The sequence below is a fragment of the Candidatus Pelagibacter bacterium nBUS_27 genome (genome assembly GCF_051200985.1).
In the GTDB taxonomy this organism is placed as follows: domain Bacteria; phylum Pseudomonadota; class Alphaproteobacteria; order Pelagibacterales; family Pelagibacteraceae; genus Pelagibacter.
Map to the genome: position 1 here is coordinate 367517 of NZ_CP172845.1, position 22696 is coordinate 390212.

The following is a 22696-nucleotide window of genomic DNA, read 5'->3' on the forward strand; positions in this document are numbered from 1 at the left end:
TATCATATGGCTAGAGAGTCGATGGAATATGATGTTGTAATTATTGGAGGAGGTCCCTCTGGATTATCTACAGCAATTAAACTCAAACAACTTGATCCAAATTTAAACGTTTGCTTATTAGAAAAAGCATCAGAGATTGGTGCGCATATCTTAAGTGGCAATGTTTTTGAAACACGAGCATTGGATGAACTCTTACCAAATTGGAAAGAACTTAATTCACCGATTAAAACTAAAGTTTCAAAAGAAAAATTTTTATTTTTAGGTAAAACAAAATCATTAAGCTGGCCAACCTGGTTGCTTCCTAAGGTTCAACAAAATCATAACAATTATATCATTAGTTTAGCAAATTTATGCAGATGGCTTGCTGAACAAGCAGAGACCTTAGGCGTTGAAATATTTCCAGGATTTCCAGCGAGTGAAATTTTATATAACGAAGATGGATCTGTTAAAGGTGTTGCGACCCAAGATATGGGTATTGATAAAGAAGGAAATCAAAAAGATAGTTTTGAGCCTGGTATAGAATTACTAGGAAAAGTAACTGTATTTGCAGAAGGTTGTAGAGGTCACTTAGGAAAACAATTAATTGAAAAATTTAATCTCTCAAAAAATAAAGATCCCCAACAGTATGGAATTGGGTTTAAAGAAATTTGGGAAATAGAAGATAAAAATCATGAAGAAGGAATGGTAATGCATACTGCGGGATGGCCATTAGACAATAACACTTATGGAGGTAGCTTCATATATCACGCTGAAAATAAGCAAGTATTTTTAGGATATGTTATTGGCTTAGATTATAAAAACCCATATCTTTCCCCGTACGATGAGTTTCAACGATTTAAAACCCATCCAGCAATTAAAAAAATAGTTGATGGAGGAAAAAGGATTTCTTATGGAGCGCGCGCATTAATTGAAGGAGGCCTTCAAAGTTTACCTCAAATGTTTATGCCAGGTGCATTATTAGTTGGTTGTGATGCGGGAACATTAAATATGCCGAAAATTAAGGGCTCTCATACAGCAATGAAAAGCGGTATGATTGCTGCTGAAACAATATTTGAAAAAATTAAAGAAAATAAAAACTTATCAATTTATGAGGAAAAATTTAAAAAAAGCTGGGTTTATGAAGAACTTCATGCGGCTCGTAATGTAAAACCAAGTTTTAGTTGGGGTTTAATACTTGGAATAATTTTTACAGGAATTGATCAAATTTTATTTAAAGGAAAGCTGCCTTTTACTCTAAAACACAAACATGCTGATCATGAAACATTAAAACCAGCAAATGAGATGCCTAAAATAGATTATCCAAAATATGATAATGTCATTACCTTTGATAAAACAAGTTCAGTTTATCTAACTGGTACAAATCATGCTGAAAATCAACCAGTTCATTTAAAACTTAAAGATCCTAATTTGCCAATTAGTTACACTTTAGAAAAATTTGATGAACCTGCGCAAAGATATTGTCCAGCAGGAGTTTATGAGGTTCAAAAAGAAAATGATCAAAATAAATTTGTGATTAATTCTCAAAATTGTATTCACTGTAAAACTTGTGATATTAAAGAGCCTTCACAAAATATTACTTGGGTAACACCAGAAGGTAGTGGTGGGCCTAAATATGGAAATATGTAAATTAAGATAAATCTATTGCAAACTTTTTTAATGTTTCAATAGGTACGTGCTTAAGAGTATTTTTATGAGTTCTTTTCAAAAATACTGGGCAACCTTTACCAGCTTCAACTGCTTTAGCGTACCAACTAGCACAAACACACCATCCATCACCATCTTTTAAACCAGGAAATCCAAATTCAGGGTGAGGTGTTATCAAATCATTACCCGCAACTTTTAACCATTCTAAAAATTCAGTTGTAACTTTTGCACAAACAGTGTGAATGCCATGATCATTTTCATCTGTATTGCAACAACCATCCCGATACCAGCCTGTTAAAGGATTATTAGAGCACTCTTCTAGATCTTCACCTAGAACATTTTTTTGTTTATCACTCATTTAAATTTTTGTTGGATTGGGCTGACCTTTGTAAACTTCTTCTGGATTAAAAGATTTTTCTTTTTCCTCAAACTTCATCTTTATTTCTCGACCATTATCTATTGGCCCCATCGGAATAGATCTATAAAAACATGATCTATATCCCACATGACAACTTGAGCCATCTCCAATATCAACTGTCATCCAAACAGAATCTTGATCATCATCAATTCTCAGCTCAGTTACCTTTTGAGTAAACCCGCTAGTTTTGCCTTTATGCCAAATAGCTTTTCTTGATCTACTAAAATAATGAGCTTCTTTTGTCTCGATTGTTTTTTTTAAAGCCTCAACATTCATATATCCGTGCATTAAAACGTCTCTTGTTTTAGAGCACATAGTAATTACTGGAATTAGACCATCATTATCAAATTTAGGGGATAGAAGATTTCCCTCTTCAATTTCTAGGACATTTTCTCTTTTTTTGAACATATGCATTGATTATTTAGCACATATCTCGATATATTAAATATTTTAAAATTAAGTAATTACTGTATAAAAAGGCGCTATGAAATTAGTAAAAGATACTGACAACAAAAATTTAGAAACTAATAAAGTTTCAGATAAAGAAGCAGAAGAAGCTTTTAAAACCATATTAGCTTGGATGGGTGAAGATCCAAGTCGTGAAGGTTTATTGGAAACACCAAAAAGAGTAGTTAAAGCTTATAAAGAATATTTTGCTGGTTACAAAGAAGATCCAAACAAAATTTTAGACAAAACATTTGGGGATGTTGATGGATATGACGATATGGTTGTTCAAAAAAATATCTCTGTTCAAAGTCATTGTGAACATCATATGGCACCAATCATTGGTAAGGCTCATGTTGCTTACATTCCAAAAGAAAGAGTTGTTGGTTTAAGCAAGCTTGCAAGAGTAGTTGAAGTTTTTTCAAAAAGACTTCAAACTCAAGAGAGATTGACAATGCAAATCGCAAAAACATTAATGCAATCTTTGGATGCTAAGGGAGTTGCCGTAACAATAGACTCAACTCACCAATGTATGACCATGAGAGGTATTAAAAAGGAACAAGCATCAACTGTAACAAATTATTATTTGGGTCAATTTAAAGATGATCTAAGTTATCAAAATAGATATCTAAGATTTATCAGTATAGCAAAAGATTAAAGTGTCAGATCAATTTAAAGCATTAATCATCAATCAAGAGGGTGAAAGCTTTACAAGAGAAGTTAAATCAATTGATAAAAGTTTTTTAAAACATGGTGATGTAACTGTTAAAGTTGATTATTCATGTTTAAATTATAAAGATGCATTAATTTTAAATAACGGTGCAAAGTTAGTTAAAGAATTTCCTCATATACCAGGTATCGATTTTTCAGGAACAGTTGTTGAAAGTGCAAATGATAAATTTAAAAAAGATGATGAGGTAATCTTAACAGGTTGGAGAGTTGGAGAGATTTATTATGGTGGTTTTTCACAATATGCAAAAGTAAGTGGAGATTTTTTGGTTAAAAAACCAAAAAACCTATCTTCAAAACAATCAATGATTATGGGCACAGCAGGCTTGACTGCATTACTTTGTTGTTTTGCAATTAAAGCAAGAGAGGAATTATTATTAGGTGAAAAAGTAAAAGATGTATTAGTTACTGGTGCCTCAGGGGGTGTTGGAAGTATTGCTGTAATGATTTTATCAAAATTTGGTTATGATGTAACAGCGGTAACAGGAAAAAAATCAAACGAGGATTATTTAAAATCAATAGGTGCAAAAACAGTTGTAAATAAAGACGATTTTGACAAAGATCCAAGACCACTAGACAAAGGTTTGTGGGATGGAGTAGTGGATACAGTGGGTGGAAAAATTTTAGCTAATGCATTAGCTCAAACAAGAGACAACGGAATTGTTGCTGCATGTGGAAATGCATCTGATTACAAATTAAATACAACAGTAATGCCATTTATAATTCGTGGAGTTAAATTATGGGGCATAAATTCGGTCACAGCATCAATTAAAAGAAGAGAATTTGTTTGGAGTGAGGTTTCAAATGTAATTGATTTTGATAAACTTGAAGAATCTATCAAAACAATTGGCCTGAATGAATTAATAGATATTTACTCTAAAATGCTAAAAGGAGAAACATCAGGTAGATATTTGATTGATGTAAATAAATAATGGATTGGGACAAATTAAAAATTTTTCATGCTGTAGCTGAAGCAGGAAGTTTTACCAATGCGACAGTAAACCTTAATTTGAGTCAATCAGCAATAAGCAGACAAATTCAATCACTTGAACAAGATTTAAAAGTTCAATTGTTTGAAAGGCATGCAAGAGGATTAACTCTTACTGAAAATGGGGAATATGTATTTAAGACAGCCCACGAAGTAATCAGTAAATTAAAAGAAGTTGAAACATCTTTAGGTGATCAGAAAAATAAACCAACTGGAAAACTAACAATTACAACAGTAAGAAGTTTTGGAACACACTGGTTAACACCTAGAATTCAAGAGTTTATGAGGTTAAACCCTGAAATAGAAATTGAACTAGTATTTGACGATAAAGAATTAGATTTAAGTACTCGTCAGGCAGATATTGGTATTTTTATGAGAAGACCAAAACAATTGAATTATATTCAAAAAAAATTAGTTGATATTAAATATTATATTTATGGATCTAATAAATATCTAGAAAAATTTGGAATGCCAAAAACTATTGCTGATTTAAATAAACATAATTTTATTTCATTTGGAAAAGGAGCGCCTTCACCTGTTTACAACCCTGATTGGGCATTAAAACTCGGAATGCATGATGGAAAAAAAAGAAAAACAGTTATGAAAGTAAATAGTGTTATGGGTTTACTTTTAGCTGTAGAGTCTGGAGTAGGATTAGCTGCTTTACCAGAGTATTTGGTTTTCAACTCAACTAATGTGATTAAAGTGCTGCCTAAATCTGAAGGACCAATTACCGAAGCTCACTTTGTATACCCTCAATCATTAAAAAACACTGCTAGAGTTCAGGCATTTAGAAATTTCTTATTTAGCAAAATAGGTGACTGGAAATAAAATAATCCCTAAAAAATATCTCTTAAATTCCTAATATTTAATACTTTACAACTGCGTCAATATATGCGATTGATAATCATTCGCATTGAGAATAGTTCTCAACTAAAAAAAATTAAGGGTAAAGAAAAGGATAAAATGAAAAAAATAAGTTTATTAGCATTAACTTTAGTTTTCTTTACCAATTTAGGTTTTGCAGCTGAAGTCAATGTATTTAGCGCAAGACATTACGACTCTGATATTCAACTTTACAAAAAATTTACTGCAAAAACAGGCATTAAAGTAAATGTTGTATCAGGAAAAGATAAAGCTCTTCAAAAAAGAATTACTGAAGAGGGGAAAGACTCTAAAGCTGACATTTATATTACGGCAGACGCTGGAAGATTGGGCGCGTTTGATGCAAAAGGAATGTTTCAAAATTCAATGACACCAGCAATAAAAGCCTCAGTTCCAAAAAACTTTAGATCAACAAATTGGACAGGAATAGCTAAGAGAGCAAGAATTATGTATTACTCTCCTGAAAGAGTTAATGCCAACGAATTAAATGGAATGACTTATGAAGGTCTTGCTGAGCCTAAATGGAAAGGAAGAGTTGTAATCAGACAATCAAATAACATTTATAACCAATCTTTAGTTGCTTCATTAGTTAAAAATAATGGAGAGAAAAAAACTTGTGAATGGGCAAAAGGTGTTGTTGCTAATATGGCAAGAGACTCTAAAGGAAATGATAGAGCTCAAATTTTAGCAGTAGCTGCTGGAGAAGCGGATTTGGCTGTAGCAAATACCTATTATCTAGCTTTAATGTTATCTGGTAAAAAAGGAGCTGAGCAGCAAGCAGCAGCTAAAAAAGTTCTACCTTTTTTTCCTAATCAAGGAGACAGAGGAACACATATGAATATTAGTGGTGGTGGAGTTCTTAAAAATTCTCCAAATCCAGATAATGCAAAAAAACTTCTTGAGTTTTTATTAACAAAAGAAGCACAAGAACACATAGTAAACAATACATTTGAATATCCAATGATTGATGGCGTTGAGCCACATGAATTAGTTAAGCAAATGGGTTTAGGGTTTAAACAGGATTTAAATACTAAAGTAGTTAATTACGGAAAAAACCAAGCAAAAGCTTTAGAGTGTATGCTTGCGGCAAATTGGAAGTAATTAATGATAAAAAAGAATTCATTAAATTTTGATTATAATAAGTCTTCTAGAGCATGTGATCCGTGTTTCTCAGAGTGTAAAAAAATTGAAAAAAAAATGAATAATAGAAAATTAACTGAGATCAAAAGTGATGAAACTGATCAATTCATAAACGTTTTTGATAAAAAAAATTAATTTTCAAAAAGTGAACATAATTTAATAGTCCTTACCCTTCTATTAATTATGTTCACCTAAAATTAAAGGGTAAGTATGGTTTTAAGAAAAATAAATATTTGGTATTTTAGTTCATTGTTGATTTCAATTGCTGTTGCAATACCAATTGTTACAGTATTTTCTAGCTTTTTTGAAAGCACTAGTGAATATTCAAGTATTATTAAAAATACGTTTCTTTATGAATATATTTTTAACTCTTTAACTCTTTTATTAGGTGTTTTATTTCTAACATTTGTAATTGGAGTATTAGGGGCTTATTTAGTCTCTTTTTATTCTTTTCCAGGATCAAATTTTTTCAAATGGGCTTTAATTTTATCTTTTGCAGTTCCCGCATATATCTATGCTTATTCATTAACAGCTTTTTTTGAAAATTATGGTACTGCCTTTACAATATTAAAACATTTATTTGGTGAAGGTGATTACAATTCCTCAATACCAAAATTTGATGGAATGATGGGTGCAATAATCTCAATTTCATTTTCATTGTTTGGTTATGTGTATGTTTTAACAAGAGCATCATTTCACTATCAGTCACAAAATTTAATAGAACTTGGAAAAAATCTTGGTTTTAATAAGCAAAAATCATTTATGAAAATAATTTTACCATCAGCACGACCTGCAATTGTAGCTGGACTATCGCTTGTTGCTATGGAAACTTTATCTGATTTTGGTTCAGTATCATTTTTTGGAATTTCAACTCTAACAACAGGTATTTATAATGCATGGATTTCATTTGACGATCTTGTACTAGCAAATCAATTATCTTTTTATCTTTTAATCTTTATCCTTGGATTGTTTATATTGGAAAATTTATCCAGAAAAAAAGCACAATATCATTCACCAAGCAAAGGTGGATTTAAAAAAAAATCTTTAACAAACTTATATGGGTTCAAAGCTTGGCTTGCTTTTTCATTTTGTTTTTTAGTATTTTTTATTAGCTTTTTATTTCCTGTGTCCCAAATGCTTTATTGGACAATTATTTTCCCCAAGCATTTAGCAGATTTAAATTTAGTTGAATTATTTTTTAATACGATAATTCTCGTTTTATTATCAAGTATAGTTTTAATTGGATTTGCTTTTATTTCTAATTACGGAAATAGACTTTCTCGAAGTAAATTTTTGGAAATTTTGACTACTTTTTCAATATCTGGTTATGCCATCCCAGGCATTATATTAGCCGTCGCATTTATTACTTTTATTTCATGGTTTGATAATAGTATTATGAATTTGTTTGAAATTAGAAATGTAAAATCTATTTTCATCGGTTCTATTTTAGGCTTGGTTGTTGTTTATTTTATTAGATTTTTTTCTTTAGCAAGTAATGGATTAAAATCTGGTTATTTAAAGATAAATTATTCTATTGATGAAAGTGCATACCTTTTGGGTTACTCAAAATTCAAAACTTTTAAAAATATTCATATTCCTTATTTAAAAAATACTATCATGTTAATTGGTATATTGATTGCTATTGAAATTATTAAAGAGTTGCCCATAACATTGATAATGAGGCCATTTAATTTTGAAACTTTTGCCACACAAGCCTATATATATGCTTCTCAAGACTTACTAGAAGCAGCTGCTGCACCTTCATTATTTCTTATTCTTATTGCAAGTTTCTTTATTTTAATTACATCTAAATATATTCTTAAGGATTAATTCTTATATGTCTAAAAATTTTTTAGAAATTGACAACGTTACATTTGCAGCAAGTGCAAAAAGTAAAGTTAACAATGTATCTTTAACTATAGAAAATGAAGGAGATATTGTTTGTCTTTTAGGCCCTTCTGGAATTGGTAAAACAACAATTTTAAGAACTATTGCTGGATTAGAAAAAATTCAATCAGGCAAAATTTCTTTAAAAAACAAAATTATTTCATCTAAGGATGTTCATGTTGAGCCAGAAAATAGAAACATTTCCTTGGCGTTTCAAGATAACTCACTTTTTCCTCATTATAATGTTTTAGAAAACATCCAATTTGGTGCTGAAAGAAACAAGAAAAAAAAAAAGATTTAACTATTAAAGAGGTTATCGAATTTCTTCATCTAGATCACGTTAAAGAAAAATTTCCGCATCAAATTAGCTCTGGGGAAGCTCAAAGAGCAGCATTAGCTAGAGCATTACTTTCTAAACCAGATTTACTTTTATTAGATGAACCATTATCCAATGTTGATCAGAGTTTTAAAGAAGAAATCCAAGTTAAATTAAAACAAGTTTTAACTGATTTAAAAATTACAACAATTATAGTAACACATGACTCTTATGAAGCTTTCTATCTTGGAAGTAAATGTGGAATAATTTTAGACAGTCAACTCAAACAATTTGATGACCCATACAATGTCTATCATTTTCCGAATTCTGTAGAAGTTGTTAATTTTTTAAATAGAGGAATTTTAATTCCAGCAAAAGTTACTGGTGAAAATAGTTTAGAAAGTGATGATCTAGGAACTATTAATGGAAATTTTACAAAACGTTACCCAAAAGGATCAGACGTTCAATTATTATTACAGCCAGAAGATCTTGAGCATGATGATCAAAGTAATTTAAAGCTAGAGGTTGTGGATAGAAAATTTAGAGGTACTAACTTTATATATACCTTAAAAACTAGCAGTGATTTACTTATTCCTGTCTTTGTTCATTCCCATCATATGCATCAACATGAAATTGATGAAAAATTTGGCATTAAAAGACCGATAAATATTGATCATATAGTTTGTTTTTAATACATATTGTTTTTTTAATGAGCAATAAATCTAAAATTTTCTTAAAAGGTGTAGCGGATGTAAGTCCATTAATGATACCTGTTGTGCCATTCGGAATAATATTTGGTGTTTTGGCTATAGATCTCGGCTTATCACCGATAACAACAATGGCTATGTCGATTATTATTTTTGGTGGAGCATCACAAATAATTTTTTTACAACTTTTTTCAGCAGGAGCTTCTTCGTTAGTAATCCTTAGCTCTGTTGGTGCGGTAAATTCAAGACATTTACTATATGGAGCTGTTTTATCTGAGCATATGTCAGATTTTAAAATGACTTGGAAAATAATAATTTCTTACTTTTTAGTTGACCAAGCTTTTGCAGTAACAAACTCTTATTTAAAAAAAAGTTCTGATAAAGATAGAGCATTTCATTCATTTGGCGCTGGTGCTACTTGCTGGATTATCTGGCAAATCACAACAATTATTGGAATATTTTTAGGCTCAATAATACCTGAAAAACTTGGATTAAGTTTTGCAGTTCCTTTAACATTTTTAGCTCTAATAGTAGATGATTTTAGAAAATTGATAAATGTAATTGTAATTATTATCTCTGGTATAATAGCAACATTTGGCTATGAAATTATTCCATTTAAAGCGTACGTAATAGTAGCAGCAACAAGCGGTTTGATAGCAGCAATGATCTTAACAAAATTTAATAGATTTAATAATGGTTGAGTGGTCTTTAATAATTTACTGTGGTTTAATTACTTTCTTTTCAAGATATCTAATGATTGCAATACTTAAAAAAGAAATGTTCACAAATAGAGTGAGAGAAGTTTTATCCTTTGTTCCTTCTGCAATATTTCCAGCAATTATTTTTCCAGCTATTTTTTTAGATGTGACAGGAGATCTTTTAATTGAAAATAACCCAAAAATATTTGCAGCAATCATTGCAATAATAATTGGTCTTGTTAGTAAAAATGTTGTAGCAACAATATTTTCTGGATTAATTTCTTATTGGTTTTTAATTTTTGTTATATTTAATTAATACCTAATTGAATATTTCTACTAACATTGCTATCCATCATATCTGGTTTTGTTAAGTTCAGGTTTGACATAATTTCAATATATTCATCAACGTTCTTAACTTGCAATCTAGGATTAAACTTTTTTTCATTACCAATTGTGCTTACTTTTTTACCATTGTAATCATGACCAGGATAAAGGAGTGTGTCTTCTGGTAAGGTTAAAAGTTTATCAAAAATTGAGTGATAAGAGTCTTTTGAGTTTCCATTTTGAAAATCAGTCCTACCAGTACCGTTGATTAAAAGCGCGTCACCTGAAAAAAGATAATTATCTAGCAAAAAGCTATAACTTTCTGATGTATGTCCAGGAGTATAGATAGATTTAATATTTAAATCATCAAGATTGATCATTTCGTTATCTTTTACTCTAATTTCAACTGTATCAGCAGGTGTGTGCTCCCCCATAAGTGTTGCACAACTAGTGGCTTGTTTTAATTTAGAAGCACCAGTGACATGATCTGCATGAATATGAGTATCAATGACTTTTACAAGCTTAAGATCTAATGCCTTTAAAAGTTGAATATATTCATTAACATTTTCGATTACCGGATCTATAATTATAGCTTCGCGACCTTTTGCCGAAGCAATTAAATATGTATAAGTTGAAGTTTTAATGTCAAATACTTGTTTAAAGATCATAAAATATTAATATCAAATTATTATGAATACCTCCACATTTGATTGGTCATGTAATCACACTTGGAAATCAAGTGCTAAAAATACGATGTGGTGTGTGATTGGTTGTTCGATTGGTGATTTTGGAACTATCTTATTTTTCCAAATTACACAAATTCCATGGACAGTTGCAGCCATTATGACTCTGGCAATCATAAACGGATTAATCACAAGTATAATCCTAGAGACTATAATATTAATGAGACAGAATTTTAATTTCAAAAGTGCATTTAAAACTGCGTGTGGGATGAGTTTTATTTCAATGATTAGTATGGAAATTGCAATGAACTTAACTGATTATCTTTTAACCGGTGGGGCAATGTTAACATGGTGGATTGTGCCAATCATGTTAATTGTGGGTTTTTTAACTCCATGGCCTTACAATTATTGGAGATTGAAAAAATTTGGAATAGCCTGTCACTAAGCAATGGAAAATATATTCAATAATAAATATTTAAATCAAAAAAAATTAGTCAAAGATCATTTTTATTATCTAGTGTCTAATTTTTCAGAACTTAATCAAAAGCAAATTGATTATTTATCAATTAATATTGTTAAAAATGCTCAAAACTACAAAGCTGGAAGCCCATTTAGTAAATTAATTCATGAGTTCTCACTTACAAGTAACGAAGGTATTGTGCTGATGTGTTTAGCAGAAGCTCTTTTAAGAATACCAGATGTAACAACAATTAATGATTTAATAGAAGACAAAATTCCGATAGGGGATTGGAAAAAATATATCAAGAACGATAAAGATTTATTTGTAAATATCTCCTCAATAGCTTTTTTACTAACAGGTAAAATTGTTGAAGAAAAAGTTGAAGAAAATAAAAATATACTAGGCAAAGTTGTTAAAAATCTTTCAGGCCCAATTTTAAGAAATGCAATCAAGCAAGCAATTAATATTCTTGCTAAACAATTTGTTTTTGAAAGAGATATCAAAAAAGCAATTAATTTTAGTAATGAAAAAAAACATGACAAATATACTTTTTCATTTGATATGTTGGGTGAAGCTGCAGTTACTTATGGTGATTCCGATCGATATTATAGTCAATATGAAGAAGCAATAATTGAAACTGGCAAAGGAAAGAACCCTCATAAAAAAAGTATTTCCATTAAACTATCATCTCTACATCCAAGATATGAGCGAAACAAATTAGATTTATTAAAAAAAGAACTTTTTCCAAAGGCTTATAAACTTACAGAACTTGGAAGAGAAAATAATGTTGATATCTGTTTTGATGCAGAAGAAGCTGATAGATTAAATTTATCGTTATTCATATTTAAGGACATAATTGAAAGTAAATTAATTGATGAAAAATACCAAGGTTTTGGATTTGCGGTTCAAGCTTACCAAAAGAGAGCTTTTTTTGCATTAGATTGGCTTAAAAAATATTTAAATAAAGTTAATAAAAAAATTAATATCAGATTGGTTAAGGGAGCTTACTGGGATACAGAAATAAAAGTTGCTCAAGAACAAGGTTTTATTGATTACCCAGTGTTTACTAAAAAATTTGCAACCGACATATCATATCTAGCCTGTGCTCATAAACTCTATGAAAATGATAATGTTTTTTCACAATTTGCGACCCACAACGCTCATAGTATTTCATATATTAAAACTCTTTTTAAAGATCGGGATTTTGAATTTCAAAAATTACATGGAATGGGTGATGAAATTTATTCATATCTTGAAAAAGATGAAAATTTTAAATGTAGAGTATATGCGCCAGTTGGTGGTTATAAGGATTTACTACCTTATTTAGTAAGAAGATTGTTAGAAAATGGTGCTAACACTTCATTTATTCATCAACTAAAAACGAAAGATTTTGATGTCTCAAAATTAGTTCAATCCCCACTCGCTAAAATCGAAAAACTTGATGAGGACAAAATTAAAAAACCAATAGATATCTATGGAGATCGAAAAAATTCAAAAGGCTTAGATTTAAGTGAGGAAGATGTGGTTGAAAGTTTTCAATTTAATGGAAAATTTAAAGATATTAAAGCTTACTCATTAATTAATGGTAAGGATATTAAATCAGATAAAGAGATAGATATAAAATCTCCTCATAGCTCTTCTGTTTTAGGGAAAAAGTATTTTGCTGATGAGAAGATATCTGAAACAGCAATTGAAAGCTTAAAAGAATACTCTTCAAAATGGAAAAAATTTCCAATTGAAAAAAAAGTTGAGATTTTTTTAAAATTTTCAAATTTAATTGAAGATAATACAAATGACATTATTGAAATATGCGCAAAAGAGTCTGGTAAAAGTATTAAAAACTCAATTGCAGAGATTAGAGAAGCAATTGATTTTTGCAGATACTATTCAAAAGAAGCTTTAAATTTATTTCAAACTCAAACATTAAAAGGACCAACTGGAGAACTTAATCAATATAGAATGGTAGGAAAAGGCCTTTCGTTCGTGGTAAGCCCTTGGAATTTTCCAGTTGCAATTTTTATAGGTCAAACTGTTGCTGCACTTATTACTGGTAATGTAGTAATTACCAAACCCGCTGAACAATCATCATTTGCAGCATATTATATTATAAAACTTTTATTAAAAGCTGGTTTGCCCAGTAATGCAATTGCATTGTTATTAGGTGATGGAGCGTTAATTGGAAAAAAAGTTATTAATGATAAAAAACTTAAGAATGTCATCTTTACTGGTTCCTTAGAAACAGCAAAAATTATTCAATCTAATCTTCAGCAAAAAGAAAATATTCCAACTTTCATTGCAGAAACAGGAGGTCTTAATTGTATGATTGTAGATACTTCAGCTTTAACAGAGCATGTTGTAAAAGATGTAGTTAATTCAGGTTTTGATAGTGCGGGACAAAGATGTTCAGCTTGTAGAATATTATGTGTTGAAGAAAATATCTATGAACATACTAAGCATACTTTGATTGGAGCAATGAAAACACAAAAAGTTGGTAATCCAGAAGAATTGTCAACAGATATTGGGCCAGTAATTGATACTGAAGCATTTGATAATATTAATAATCATATAAAGAAATTTGATAAAGTTTTCCAAACAGAGATAAATTTAAATCAAGGTAATTTTATTCCACCAACATTAATTGAAATTGAAAGACTATCAGATTTAAAAAATGAAGTATTTGGTCCAGTAGTTCACATGCTGAAGTATAAAGCTTCAAATTTAGATCAATTAATCGAAGATATTAATGATCTTGGATTTGGATTAACACTTGGTATACACAGTAGAATAGACAAAACCATTGATAGGGTGGTAGAAAAAGCTGAAATTGGCAATATTTATATAAATAGAAACATGATTGGTGCAGTAGTAGGAGTTCAACCTTTTGGAGGATATGAAAAATCAGGCACAGGTCCAAAAGCTGGAGGACCTGAGTATTTAAAACGGTTATGCCATGAACAAAGTATTTCTAACAATACTTCTTCAATGGGTGGAAATGCATCATTATTATCAGAAGTAGAAGATTAAATGGTAAATAAGAATCTAGTTCTTCTGACTATTTGTCAGGTATTTTCTTTTACTGCACCCCCAATAACAGTTTTTATTAGTGGTATTGTTGGTTTAAAAATATCTCCAATTGCATCTCTTGCTACATTGCCAACTTCACTTTCTATTGTTGGAACAGCTGTATTTTCTTTTTTTGCAGCAAAGATAATGAGTAAAATTGGAAGAAAAAAAGGATTTATACTTTCATCAACATACTCAAGTTTAGCTTCATTGCTTGGAGCTTATTCAATTTATAATGAAAATTTTATTCTATTTTGTATTTCATGTTTTGTAATTGGCACAGGGATTGCTTTTACCCATCAATATAGATTTGCTGCAGCTGAAACAGTTGAAAAAAATGAAAGCTCAAGAGCTATTTCAATTTTATTACTTGCAACAATTCTTTCTGCTTTAATAGGTCCTAACGTTGCAAATTTTTCAAAAAATATAATTTCAGATCATCTTTATACGGGATCTTATATTTCTTTAGCAGTATTAACTATTATACCAGTCTTTTTTTTAATCTTTTATAGAACAGATAAAAATCCAAAAACCAAAGAAAACATTAGTAGTAATCAAAGATCATATTTTGAGTTATTACAAAATCCGATTATTCTTCAGGCAATTGTTACAGCTGCTTTTGCATATTCAATAATGTCATTCATTATGACTGCTACACCAATCAGCATGTATAAGATGCATGGATTTACATTAGGTTCAACGAGTATTGTTATTCAATCACACATAATAGGAATGTTTTTGCCATCATTAATTACAGGTAGATTGATAAAGAAATTTGGACATTCGACAATTATTTATTCAGGAGCATTAATTTATCTAATTTGTATTTTCTTAAGTTTTTATGACCAAACATTTATAAATTATTTAATTGCTTTAGTTTTATTAGGCATTGGATGGAATTTTTTATTTATTGGAGGAACTAGTTTGTTAGTGCTCTGTTATAAAGAAAGTGAGAAATTTAAAGTACAAGGTTTTAACGATGTATTAGTTTTTTCCATACAATCTATCGCAAGCTTAACTGCAGGCTACTCTATTTTAAAATTTAGTTGGAATGAGATTAATTTAGCTTGTATTCCTTTAGTTTTATTGATTATTTTGATTTCAATAAGAGCAGATTTCTATAAAAAAAAACAAAATGGTATCGTTAAAAAATTGGGATAATAAAACTTGGTTGTCCTCAAAAGATTATATTAAATCTTTCAGTAAATTCTTAATTAAAAACAGCAATCTTGATTCTAAATCTGAAATTTTAGATATTGGGTGTGGAAGGGGCAAAATTTCTGGAAACTTATATAATGAATTAAAGTTAATATCTAAACCTATAGGTATCGATATTGTAGACCACAAAGACAAAGATAAAAGAATTAGATTTAAAAAATCAAATGGTTTAAATTTTTTAGACAAAAATAAAAAGTTTTTTGATTTAATCTTAATAAAACAAACAATTCACTTGTTGAAAATAAGAGAAATCAAAAAACTAATTAAACTTTGTAAAAAATATCTAAAACCAAATGGTGTTATTATGGTGTTAACTTTAGATCCATATAAAAATGAAATCCCTACATTCAAATTAATGAACAGTAAACTTAAAAAATCTTTGAATAGGGATAAAAAGATAATTACACTGCTAAAGAATAACAACAAAATTAGTAAGACAAAAAAATTTATTTATAAAGTTAAAATTTTAAAGTCAAAATACCTTCAAATGATTAACGATAGGTATATTTCAATATTATTAGAATTTGATCTAAATCAAATCAAAAAGGGAGTGAATGAAATTAATTCAAACTTTACAAAAAAAATTATATTTAACGATAAGTTGCAATGTATAATTATATCTAGAAATGTCTAAAAGATCTAACAGTGTAGATTTGTTTACTAATAAAGTCATGGATTATATGACTGATGACTTTGTCTTGGTTAAAAAAAATGAACTGGTTAAAACAACTATTGAGAAACTCAGAAAAGAAAAAAAATCAACTGTCATAATTCAAGAAAATGAAAAAATGATCGGAATAATAACTGAAAAAGATATTCTTAAAAGGGTCGCTTTTAGTGCTGATGAGAAAACTAAAGTTGATCAGGTTATGACACATCCAGTTAAATTCGTTTATGAGGACGATTTGTTATTTCATGCGGTAGGCAAAATGAGAAAATTAAATTTAAATCATCTTCCTGTTTTAGATATGAGTTCAAAAATTCAGGGAATGATTGATATGAATACAGCTTTGCAAGCTGAATTAGGAGATGTGGTGAATCAAATTGACAACATGACTTATGATGAGCAAGACGTTTCAGGTTTAATTAAAATTAAACAACAACAAGTGATTTTAGCTAATAACATGTTAGTTAGAAATGCTTATCCAGGTGATATTTCATATTTATTAAGTTTTTTAAACAATGTCATCTACCGTAGGGTAATTCGATTGGCAGAAAAAAGAGTTGGGGAAAAAAATATAATAGAAAAAATCCCAGAATATTCAGTCATTGTTATGGGCTCAGGGGGAAGAATGGAAAGTTTTCTGCATCCTGACCAGGATAATGGAATAATCTATGAAACTAACAATGAAGACCCAAAAAAAGTAGATTTATATTTTAATGAACTTGCTAAGGATTTCACAAAAACCTTAGATGACTGTGGTATTCCTTTTTGTAAAGGAGACTTAATGGCAAGTAATCCATTGTGGAGAAAAAGCGTACGAGAATGGAAAAATCAAATTACTCAATTTTTAGATAATCACACCCCTCAAGATATGAGAAATATTGATATGCTTTACGATTTTAGATCTATTTATGGTAAAAAAGAACTAGCTGAAAATTTAAAGATTTATTTAAACGAAAAACTGCATGAAAAAAAATTGTTAAAGTTTTTGTATTTTAGTGAAGAACAAAGTGATGCTGCAATTGGTTTTTTTGGCCAATTTATTTTAGAAAAAAATGATAAGGAAAATTTAGGTTTATTAAACCTAAAACACACAGGAACACTTCCGTTGGTAGAAAGTATTAGATTATATTCAATCAAACATAAGGTTACAAAAATTTCAACATTTGAGCGATTAAATGAACTCAATAAATTGAAGGTTTTAACTGTTGATGAAGTAGATTTTTTCAAAAATGCTCATCGTTTTATGTCAAATATTTTACTTAAAAATCAAGTTGAAAGAACAAAACAAGGTTTAACAATTAAAAATTTTATTGATCCAAAAACTTTACTTGAAAGAGAAAAAAAAGTTTTAAAAATTTATCTTAAACAAATTAGAAAATTAAAACAAAGGGTAAGAGTAGATATTGGTGAAGAGTATTTTTAATAAGATTAAATATTATTTTGAAAAACAAAAGTTGTTTAACCGAGTAACACTTGAACAATCTAATTTTGCAATTTTAGATACTGAAACAACAGGATTGAGAGTGTCTAAGGGAGATAAAGTTGTATCTGTTGCTTCTATTAAAATTAGTGAATTTAAGATCAGAGAAGATGTGATTTTGGATGAATTGGTGAATCCTCAAATTAAAATTCCAGAACAATCAACTATGATACACAACATTAAGGATGAAGATGTCAAAGACAAACCAACATTAATTGAAATAGAAGATAAAATCCTAAAGTTTATTAAAAAGAGTGTTTTAGTTGGTCATAATATTGATTTTGATATTAAATTTTTAAAAAACAATGCTAAAAATACTAATCTTGCTAATCGAATGAAGGTTATTCAACCAATTGATACAATTCATCTTACTGCAGGACTTTTCCCAGATTTAAAGAATTATGAACTAACAAGTTTATGTGAACACTTTAATATAAAAGCTGATGATCAAGTTAGACATTCTGCCCTAGGTGATTGCTGGTTAACAGCTAGATTGTTTTTGTTTCTTTTAAACAAAGCAAAAAATTTAGGAATAACAAATATTACAGGATTGATAAAATTGTGTGACCGAGGGTTGAACTTGCATCACATTATAAAGAATGCAAAAAATATTCATTAGCTAAAGAATTCTTTTTAATAAATTGTCACCAAAAAATAATTTATGGGTAATCACAGCCATTAAATGAATAATGATAAGAGCTATCATCAAATAGTTTGAAAAAATATGAATATCATAAAATAATTCTCCAAGTTCAAAATTATCTTGAATTTTAATTTTTTTAAAAATAATTGATATTGTTTCTCCATTGAATAATTTTTTAAAAATTCCGGATATTGTGATTGATAGAATTGTCACATACAGCAGTATGTGATTTAGCTTCGCTAAAAATTTTTGACCTTTAAAAATACTTGGCTCTAATTTTGGTGTTGGATTAAAAATTTTATAAAGTAATCTTAAAATAACTAAGTAAAATAGAGACAAACCAACTGCTACATGAATATTTTCTATATTTAATCTCTCTGGTCCAAAATCTAAATCTACCAAATAAAAACCAAGCGGAATTTGTCCAATAAGCAATATTGCACTCAGCCAATGTAATAATTTTGAAATTAAACCATACTCTGTTAGTGTGTTTTTCAAATGCATAGCCTAATTAAACATATTGCTAAGAATATTGGTATTAGTTTATTTTTAATAACTTCAATATTTATCAGTTCAAGCGTTAATGCCGAACAATCAATAGAAGAAATAATTAAAAATAGAAAAGCTTTATTCAAAAAAAATTATAATACAGCTAAAAAAGTTCAATCTCTTTCATCAAATGAAGATTTTGATGAAGCAAAAAAATTAATGCTAGAAATGAGTGAAAATTATAAATCCTTAAAAAAGATGTTTCCTGAAAATACCAAAGAAGGATTTAAAACAGAAGCCATCCCTTTAATTTGGCAAGAAAAAGATGAATTTAATTTGTTAATGGAAAAATCTTCTAGCAATATGATTGAATTAGCATCTGTTATTGAAAATGCAGAAAATATTAAGGGCACATTAGGTAAGCTAATGTGGGGTAATTGCAAAGCTTGCCATTCAAAATACAGAAAAGAGCATTAAATTTTGCATATCTAAAATTTATAAGAATTATGATACCTGTAAAAATAAAAGAACATCTAGATGGTTATATTCATCAAGAAGTCTATGTACAAATAGCAGTAATAAAAGGTAAGGAAAAAGGATCCACTAAGGCTGCGATTAATAGTTATTTGAATTCAAATCATTTTAGAGATTTGTCTGAAGGTAGGCCTTATTACCATTTTATAGATGGATTGAATGATAAATGTTTAATTAAATTAATGAATTCACCTATGAAAGATAAACAAACCAGTGACGAGGTAATTATTGAACTTCAAAAAAAATTAAAAGAGTTAAGTGAGGAAGAATTAAAAAACACCTTCTGGGAAATTGAGACAGGTGAGTTTGTAAACAGTGATCAGATCAAAGAATTAGAGTTAGAAAGAGATCATATGATTGAAAGTTTAGATCTCAAAAATAAAGAAAATGTTTATGAGGTTTTAATTACCTTTTGTAAAAAGTATGAAGAACTATGCAGCATCAAATATCCTGATGCACCATTGCCATTAGAAATATTAAAATCTGTTAATTAATTTTTAAGGGTTCGCTCTTTAAGATAAGTCCTAAAGAGCTCCCTTATATAGCCTCTTTGGCTTTTAAATCCGATTGGATTTTATTTATTGTTTTTATGGATTGTTTTTTCACTTATGTATCAGGTGGTGTAAGTTTTAACATAATAACCTCCTTCAATATAAAGATAGTAATTATAAAATTTATTTCAATTTATTTATTTGATTTATATGCAAATATACTTCTTGAATACAACCTAAGGCATTAGTAGAGTCTCGATAATTTAAATTATTCTTCTCTAAATTACTTTTTAGCAATCAATTCACTAATAAAATTTTCACCATAGCCATCATCAACCGCTTTTTGAAAATAATTTTTATTATCTTCTGCAATTTTTTCAGCTTCAGGAAATTCTTTTAACAAGTCTTGAATATAGCTTAAATCTTTTACAGAGTTGATAGCTGTAAATTTAAATCCTGTTAAATCGTCCTTAAGTAAAGCATCAAAAATTCTATTAAGTGCAGCTGAATTTCCAGAGCCAAGTTTTGCTACATCGAAGAATTTTTGTAAATCAAGGCCAAATTTTTTGGCTGCTATTGTCATATGATTTATCAATGCAGCATTTCCAAGTGTTAAAAAATTGTTTAATAACTTTGATTTTGCACCCATTCCAACTGAACCAAAATGAAAATAATTTTTACAAAATAATCTTAAATAAGGTTCTGCTAATTTAAAATTGTTATCTGTAGCTCCAACAATACCACCTAAGATGCCTTCTTCTGCCTGAGCAGGACCTCCCATTACAGGACACTCAACATAATTGATGTTGCTAGATCGATAGATTTTTTCTGTCTCTATTGATCCTGTTTTATTGTGAGTTGTGATATCAATTATCAAAGTTTTTTTATCTAAAATCTTAGAGAGTTTTGTGGCAATTTCTTTTGCTATTGGTGTGTTAGTTACACACTTGACTAAAACATTTAACTGTTTTTCTCTAAACTCTTCTAAAGTTTTTACTTCTTTAGCACCTTTGCTAACAATTTTTTCAATAGGTTTTCTATTGTTGTTAGCAATTACAAATAAGTTGTTATTTTTAGTTAAAATATTTTTGGCTATTCCATAGCCCATGTAACCTACACCAATAAAGCCAACATTATTCATATAATGAAGTTTACATGATAATTTAATATGTATACAGTTGATTCATGAAATACTTATGCGCATTAAAAGATTTATTAATTAGTCTTGTTGCATCAACTATAATTATCTATGCAATTAATATTATAGCAGGTGCTGCTGGGGCTGACTACGTGTTCACACATGGAGAAGCTTTTGTTGTTTGGATTTTGATGGCAATACTAGTTAATAATTGTTTGAAAAAATAGACTAGTAATTAAATTTTAACTTTATTCAGCATTAATAAAATAGTAAGAGATTGATGTGGACCAATTTAATTCAAAAAACTATCTAATTTATGCTAATTTTTTAAATAAGTTAGCAAAAGATTTAACTAGTTTTTATTATTCAAAATTAAATAGAACTTTTAAAGTATCAAATAAACTTAAAGGCAAAGGATACGATCCAGTAACAACATCTGACAAAGCGTTTGAAAAATTTATAAGATCTAAAATTAAAAATAAGTTTCCTGACCATCAAATAGTTGGTGAGGAATTTGGTCATAAAAAATCAAAAAGTGATTTTACTTGGGTTATAGATCCTATCGATGGCACTAGATCATTTGTTATTGGTAATCCAACTTGGAGTAACCTTATTTCATTAAATTATAAAGGAAATCCTATTTTAGGTTTAGCTAATTTTCCAGTTCTTAAAAAATATTATTTAAACTACTCCGAAAAAACTGCTTATGTAGTTGATAATGGAAAAAGAAAAAAATTGTCAGTAAATAATAAAGCCACATTTCAGAATGTAAAAGTTTCAGCAGCATTTCATGGTTCGCTTTCGCTAGATAAGCAAAAAAAAATTCCACAAATTTTAAAATTAATGCAATTTCCATGTAGTGATGCTCTAAGCTATTCACATTTGGCAGAGGGAAGAGTGGATGTTGTAATTCAATGTTCAAATAAAATTTGGGACATTCACCCAATTATTCCAATTATTAAAGCCGCAGGCGGATATCTTTCTACTTGGGACAATAGAGATGCTGTTAATGCTGGAAATATTTTAGTATCCCCAAACAAAATTATTCATAATAAATTTTTAAGATTATTGAAACCAGTTTCAAAATGATCCCAAAAAAAGCTCAAGAAATTTTAGATTTTTGGTTTAAAGAAACTCCATCTGAAAAAAGATTTAAAAAAGATGAAGCATTTGATAAAACTATAAGGGGCAAGTTTTTAAAAGACTATGAATTAGCTTCTCAGAATGAGTATGATGATTGGCAAGATCAACCGACGAGTGCCCTTGCGTTAGTTATTCTTTTTGATCAATTTTCAAGAAACATGTTTAGAAATGACAAAAAGGCTTTTGCACAAGATCACAAAACAAGATTGATTGTAAATGACGCTGTTTATGCTGGCTATCTTGAAGCAATGAATGAAAGCCAAAGATTTTTTATGATTTTACCTCTTATTCATAGTGAAGAAATAACAGATCACGACATGGCTTATTATTTGCTAAATAAATATCTTAGAGAGCATGAGGACTATGTTCAAATTAAGAAATTTTGGCAAGATCACACAAAAGCAATTAGATTATTCCATAGATACCCTCATAGAAACAAGGTTCTCGAAAGAGAGTCTACTGATGAGGAAATAGCTTTTTTAAATAGTCCTAATTCTTCCTGGTAGT

The 22696-nt window shown here is 29.1% G+C and carries 27 protein-coding genes; 22 read left to right on the plus strand and 5 right to left on the minus strand.

The window, feature by feature from the left end:
- Positions 1-6: 6 nt before the first annotated feature.
- On the plus strand, positions 7-1626 hold the full coding sequence (locus ACIJYG_RS01950; RefSeq protein ID WP_435088783.1) for an electron transfer flavoprotein-ubiquinone oxidoreductase: 1620 nt from the start codon (positions 7-9) through the stop codon (positions 1624-1626).
- Position 1627: 1 nt separating this feature from the next.
- On the opposite strand, the gene ACIJYG_RS01955 is transcribed toward ACIJYG_RS01950, so the two are convergent.
- Both ACIJYG_RS01955 and hisI read right to left on the minus strand, forming a co-directional pair.
- Positions 1628-2002: a DUF2237 family protein gene (locus ACIJYG_RS01955; RefSeq protein ID WP_435097920.1), complete on the minus strand. Its 375-nt coding sequence runs from the start codon at positions 2000-2002 to the stop codon at positions 1628-1630.
- Positions 2003-2470 (minus strand): phosphoribosyl-AMP cyclohydrolase, encoded by a 468-nt coding sequence (gene hisI, locus ACIJYG_RS01960; RefSeq protein WP_435088785.1) that lies wholly within the window; start codon positions 2468-2470, stop codon positions 2003-2005.
- 76 nt (positions 2471-2546) lie between these two features.
- Here hisI and folE point away from each other — a divergent pair, with 76 nt between their 5' ends.
- The 10 genes from folE (at position 2547) to ACIJYG_RS02010 (ending at position 10172) form a co-directional block, all read left to right on the plus strand.
- Complete coding sequence (gene folE, locus ACIJYG_RS01965; protein ID WP_435088786.1) at positions 2547-3164, plus strand: GTP cyclohydrolase I FolE; 618 nt, start codon at positions 2547-2549, stop codon at positions 3162-3164.
- A gap of 1 nt (position 3165) precedes the next feature.
- Positions 3166-4167 carry an oxidoreductase gene (locus tag ACIJYG_RS01970; protein WP_435097923.1) on the plus strand — a complete coding sequence of 334 codons (1002 nt, stop codon included), beginning with the start codon at positions 3166-3168 and terminating at the stop codon, positions 4165-4167.
- Positions 4167-5054, plus strand: a complete 888-nt coding sequence (locus tag ACIJYG_RS01975; RefSeq protein WP_435088788.1) for a LysR family transcriptional regulator — start codon at positions 4167-4169, stop codon at positions 5052-5054. The genes ACIJYG_RS01970 and ACIJYG_RS01975 overlap by 1 nt, the downstream gene beginning before the upstream one ends.
- Positions 5055-5189: 135 nt before the next feature.
- Complete coding sequence (locus ACIJYG_RS01980) at positions 5190-6209, plus strand: extracellular solute-binding protein (RefSeq protein WP_435097926.1); 1020 nt, start codon at positions 5190-5192, stop codon at positions 6207-6209.
- A 3-nt stretch (positions 6210-6212) separates the two neighbouring features.
- Positions 6213-6383 carry a hypothetical protein gene (locus tag ACIJYG_RS01985; protein WP_435097929.1) on the plus strand — a complete coding sequence of 57 codons (171 nt, stop codon included), beginning with the start codon at positions 6213-6215 and terminating at the stop codon, positions 6381-6383.
- Positions 6384-6458: 75 nt separating this feature from the next.
- Positions 6459-8078 carry an ABC transporter permease gene (locus ACIJYG_RS01990; RefSeq protein ID WP_435097932.1) on the plus strand — a complete coding sequence of 540 codons (1620 nt, stop codon included), beginning with the start codon at positions 6459-6461 and terminating at the stop codon, positions 8076-8078.
- Between the two features lie 7 nt (positions 8079-8085).
- Positions 8086-8436: an ATP-binding cassette domain-containing protein gene (locus ACIJYG_RS01995; protein WP_435097935.1), complete on the plus strand. Its 351-nt coding sequence runs from the start codon at positions 8086-8088 to the stop codon at positions 8434-8436.
- Positions 8437-8450: 14 nt separating this feature from the next.
- Positions 8451-9143, plus strand: a complete 693-nt coding sequence (locus ACIJYG_RS02000) for an ATP-binding cassette domain-containing protein (protein ID WP_435098838.1) — start codon at positions 8451-8453, stop codon at positions 9141-9143.
- A gap of 17 nt (positions 9144-9160) precedes the next feature.
- Entirely contained in the window at positions 9161-9859 is a 699-nt protein-coding gene (locus tag ACIJYG_RS02005; protein WP_435097938.1) for an AzlC family ABC transporter permease, read from the plus strand.
- Entirely contained in the window at positions 9852-10172 is a 321-nt protein-coding gene (locus ACIJYG_RS02010) for an AzlD domain-containing protein (protein ID WP_435088794.1), read from the plus strand. Before ACIJYG_RS02005 ends, ACIJYG_RS02010 begins: the two co-directional genes overlap by 8 nt.
- Here ACIJYG_RS02010 and ACIJYG_RS02015 read toward each other — a convergent pair.
- The gene (locus ACIJYG_RS02015) at positions 10165-10848 is read right to left on the minus strand and encodes an MBL fold metallo-hydrolase (RefSeq protein ID WP_435088795.1); all 684 of its coding nucleotides are present in this window, start codon (positions 10846-10848) and stop codon (positions 10165-10167) included. The genes ACIJYG_RS02010 and ACIJYG_RS02015 overlap by 8 nt on opposite strands.
- 22 nt (positions 10849-10870) lie before the next feature.
- Between ACIJYG_RS02015 and ACIJYG_RS02020 the strand changes: the two genes are divergently transcribed.
- The 6 genes from ACIJYG_RS02020 to ACIJYG_RS02045 are packed head-to-tail and all read left to right on the plus strand — an operon-like array spanning position 10871 to position 18370.
- The gene (locus ACIJYG_RS02020) at positions 10871-11308 is read left to right on the plus strand and encodes a DUF4396 domain-containing protein (RefSeq protein WP_435088796.1); all 438 of its coding nucleotides are present in this window, start codon (positions 10871-10873) and stop codon (positions 11306-11308) included.
- Positions 11309-11311: 3 nt separating this feature from the next.
- Positions 11312-14347: a bifunctional proline dehydrogenase/L-glutamate gamma-semialdehyde dehydrogenase PutA gene (putA, locus tag ACIJYG_RS02025; RefSeq protein WP_435097941.1), complete on the plus strand. Its 3036-nt coding sequence runs from the start codon at positions 11312-11314 to the stop codon at positions 14345-14347.
- The gene (locus ACIJYG_RS02030; protein WP_435088799.1) at positions 14348-15547 is read left to right on the plus strand and encodes an MFS transporter; all 1200 of its coding nucleotides are present in this window, start codon (positions 14348-14350) and stop codon (positions 15545-15547) included. It abuts the gene before it with no gap.
- Positions 15522-16238 (plus strand): class I SAM-dependent methyltransferase, encoded by a 717-nt coding sequence (locus ACIJYG_RS02035; protein WP_435097944.1) that lies wholly within the window; start codon positions 15522-15524, stop codon positions 16236-16238. The genes ACIJYG_RS02030 and ACIJYG_RS02035 overlap by 26 nt, the downstream gene beginning before the upstream one ends.
- Complete coding sequence (locus ACIJYG_RS02040) at positions 16231-17694, plus strand: DUF294 nucleotidyltransferase-like domain-containing protein (protein WP_435097947.1); 1464 nt, start codon at positions 16231-16233, stop codon at positions 17692-17694. Before ACIJYG_RS02035 ends, ACIJYG_RS02040 begins: the two co-directional genes overlap by 8 nt.
- Entirely contained in the window at positions 17678-18370 is a 693-nt protein-coding gene (locus ACIJYG_RS02045; protein WP_435097950.1) for a 3'-5' exonuclease, read from the plus strand. Before ACIJYG_RS02040 ends, ACIJYG_RS02045 begins: the two co-directional genes overlap by 17 nt.
- On the opposite strand, the gene ACIJYG_RS02050 is transcribed toward ACIJYG_RS02045, so the two are convergent.
- Positions 18371-18898 (minus strand): cytochrome b, encoded by a 528-nt coding sequence (locus tag ACIJYG_RS02050; RefSeq protein ID WP_435097953.1) that lies wholly within the window; start codon positions 18896-18898, stop codon positions 18371-18373.
- Between ACIJYG_RS02050 and ACIJYG_RS02055 the strand changes: the two genes are divergently transcribed.
- On the plus strand, positions 18893-19360 hold the full coding sequence (locus ACIJYG_RS02055; protein WP_435097956.1) for a c-type cytochrome: 468 nt from the start codon (positions 18893-18895) through the stop codon (positions 19358-19360). The two genes, ACIJYG_RS02050 and ACIJYG_RS02055, sit on opposite strands and share 6 nt — an antisense overlap.
- Positions 19330-19911 carry a hypothetical protein gene (locus tag ACIJYG_RS02060; protein ID WP_435097959.1) on the plus strand — a complete coding sequence of 194 codons (582 nt, stop codon included), beginning with the start codon at positions 19330-19332 and terminating at the stop codon, positions 19909-19911. The genes ACIJYG_RS02055 and ACIJYG_RS02060 overlap by 31 nt, the downstream gene beginning before the upstream one ends.
- Before the next feature lie 280 nt (positions 19912-20191).
- On the opposite strand, the gene ACIJYG_RS02065 is transcribed toward ACIJYG_RS02060, so the two are convergent.
- A complete protein-coding gene (locus ACIJYG_RS02065) occupies positions 20192-21049 on the minus strand; it encodes an NAD(P)-dependent oxidoreductase (protein ID WP_435097962.1) in 858 nt (285 codons plus the stop codon).
- 44 nt (positions 21050-21093) lie between these two features.
- On the opposite strand from ACIJYG_RS02065, the gene ACIJYG_RS02070 reads away from it, so the two are divergent.
- From ACIJYG_RS02070 to ACIJYG_RS02080, 3 genes are read left to right on the plus strand one after another with little or no spacing between them, the layout of a single operon-like run.
- Positions 21094-21273 (plus strand): hypothetical protein, encoded by a 180-nt coding sequence (locus tag ACIJYG_RS02070; protein WP_435088807.1) that lies wholly within the window; start codon positions 21094-21096, stop codon positions 21271-21273.
- A gap of 55 nt (positions 21274-21328) precedes the next feature.
- On the plus strand, positions 21329-22135 hold the full coding sequence (locus tag ACIJYG_RS02075) for an inositol monophosphatase family protein (RefSeq protein ID WP_435097965.1): 807 nt from the start codon (positions 21329-21331) through the stop codon (positions 22133-22135).
- Complete coding sequence (locus ACIJYG_RS02080; protein ID WP_435097968.1) at positions 22132-22695, plus strand: DUF924 family protein; 564 nt, start codon at positions 22132-22134, stop codon at positions 22693-22695. Before ACIJYG_RS02075 ends, ACIJYG_RS02080 begins: the two co-directional genes overlap by 4 nt.
- Position 22696: the final 1 nt, after the last annotated feature.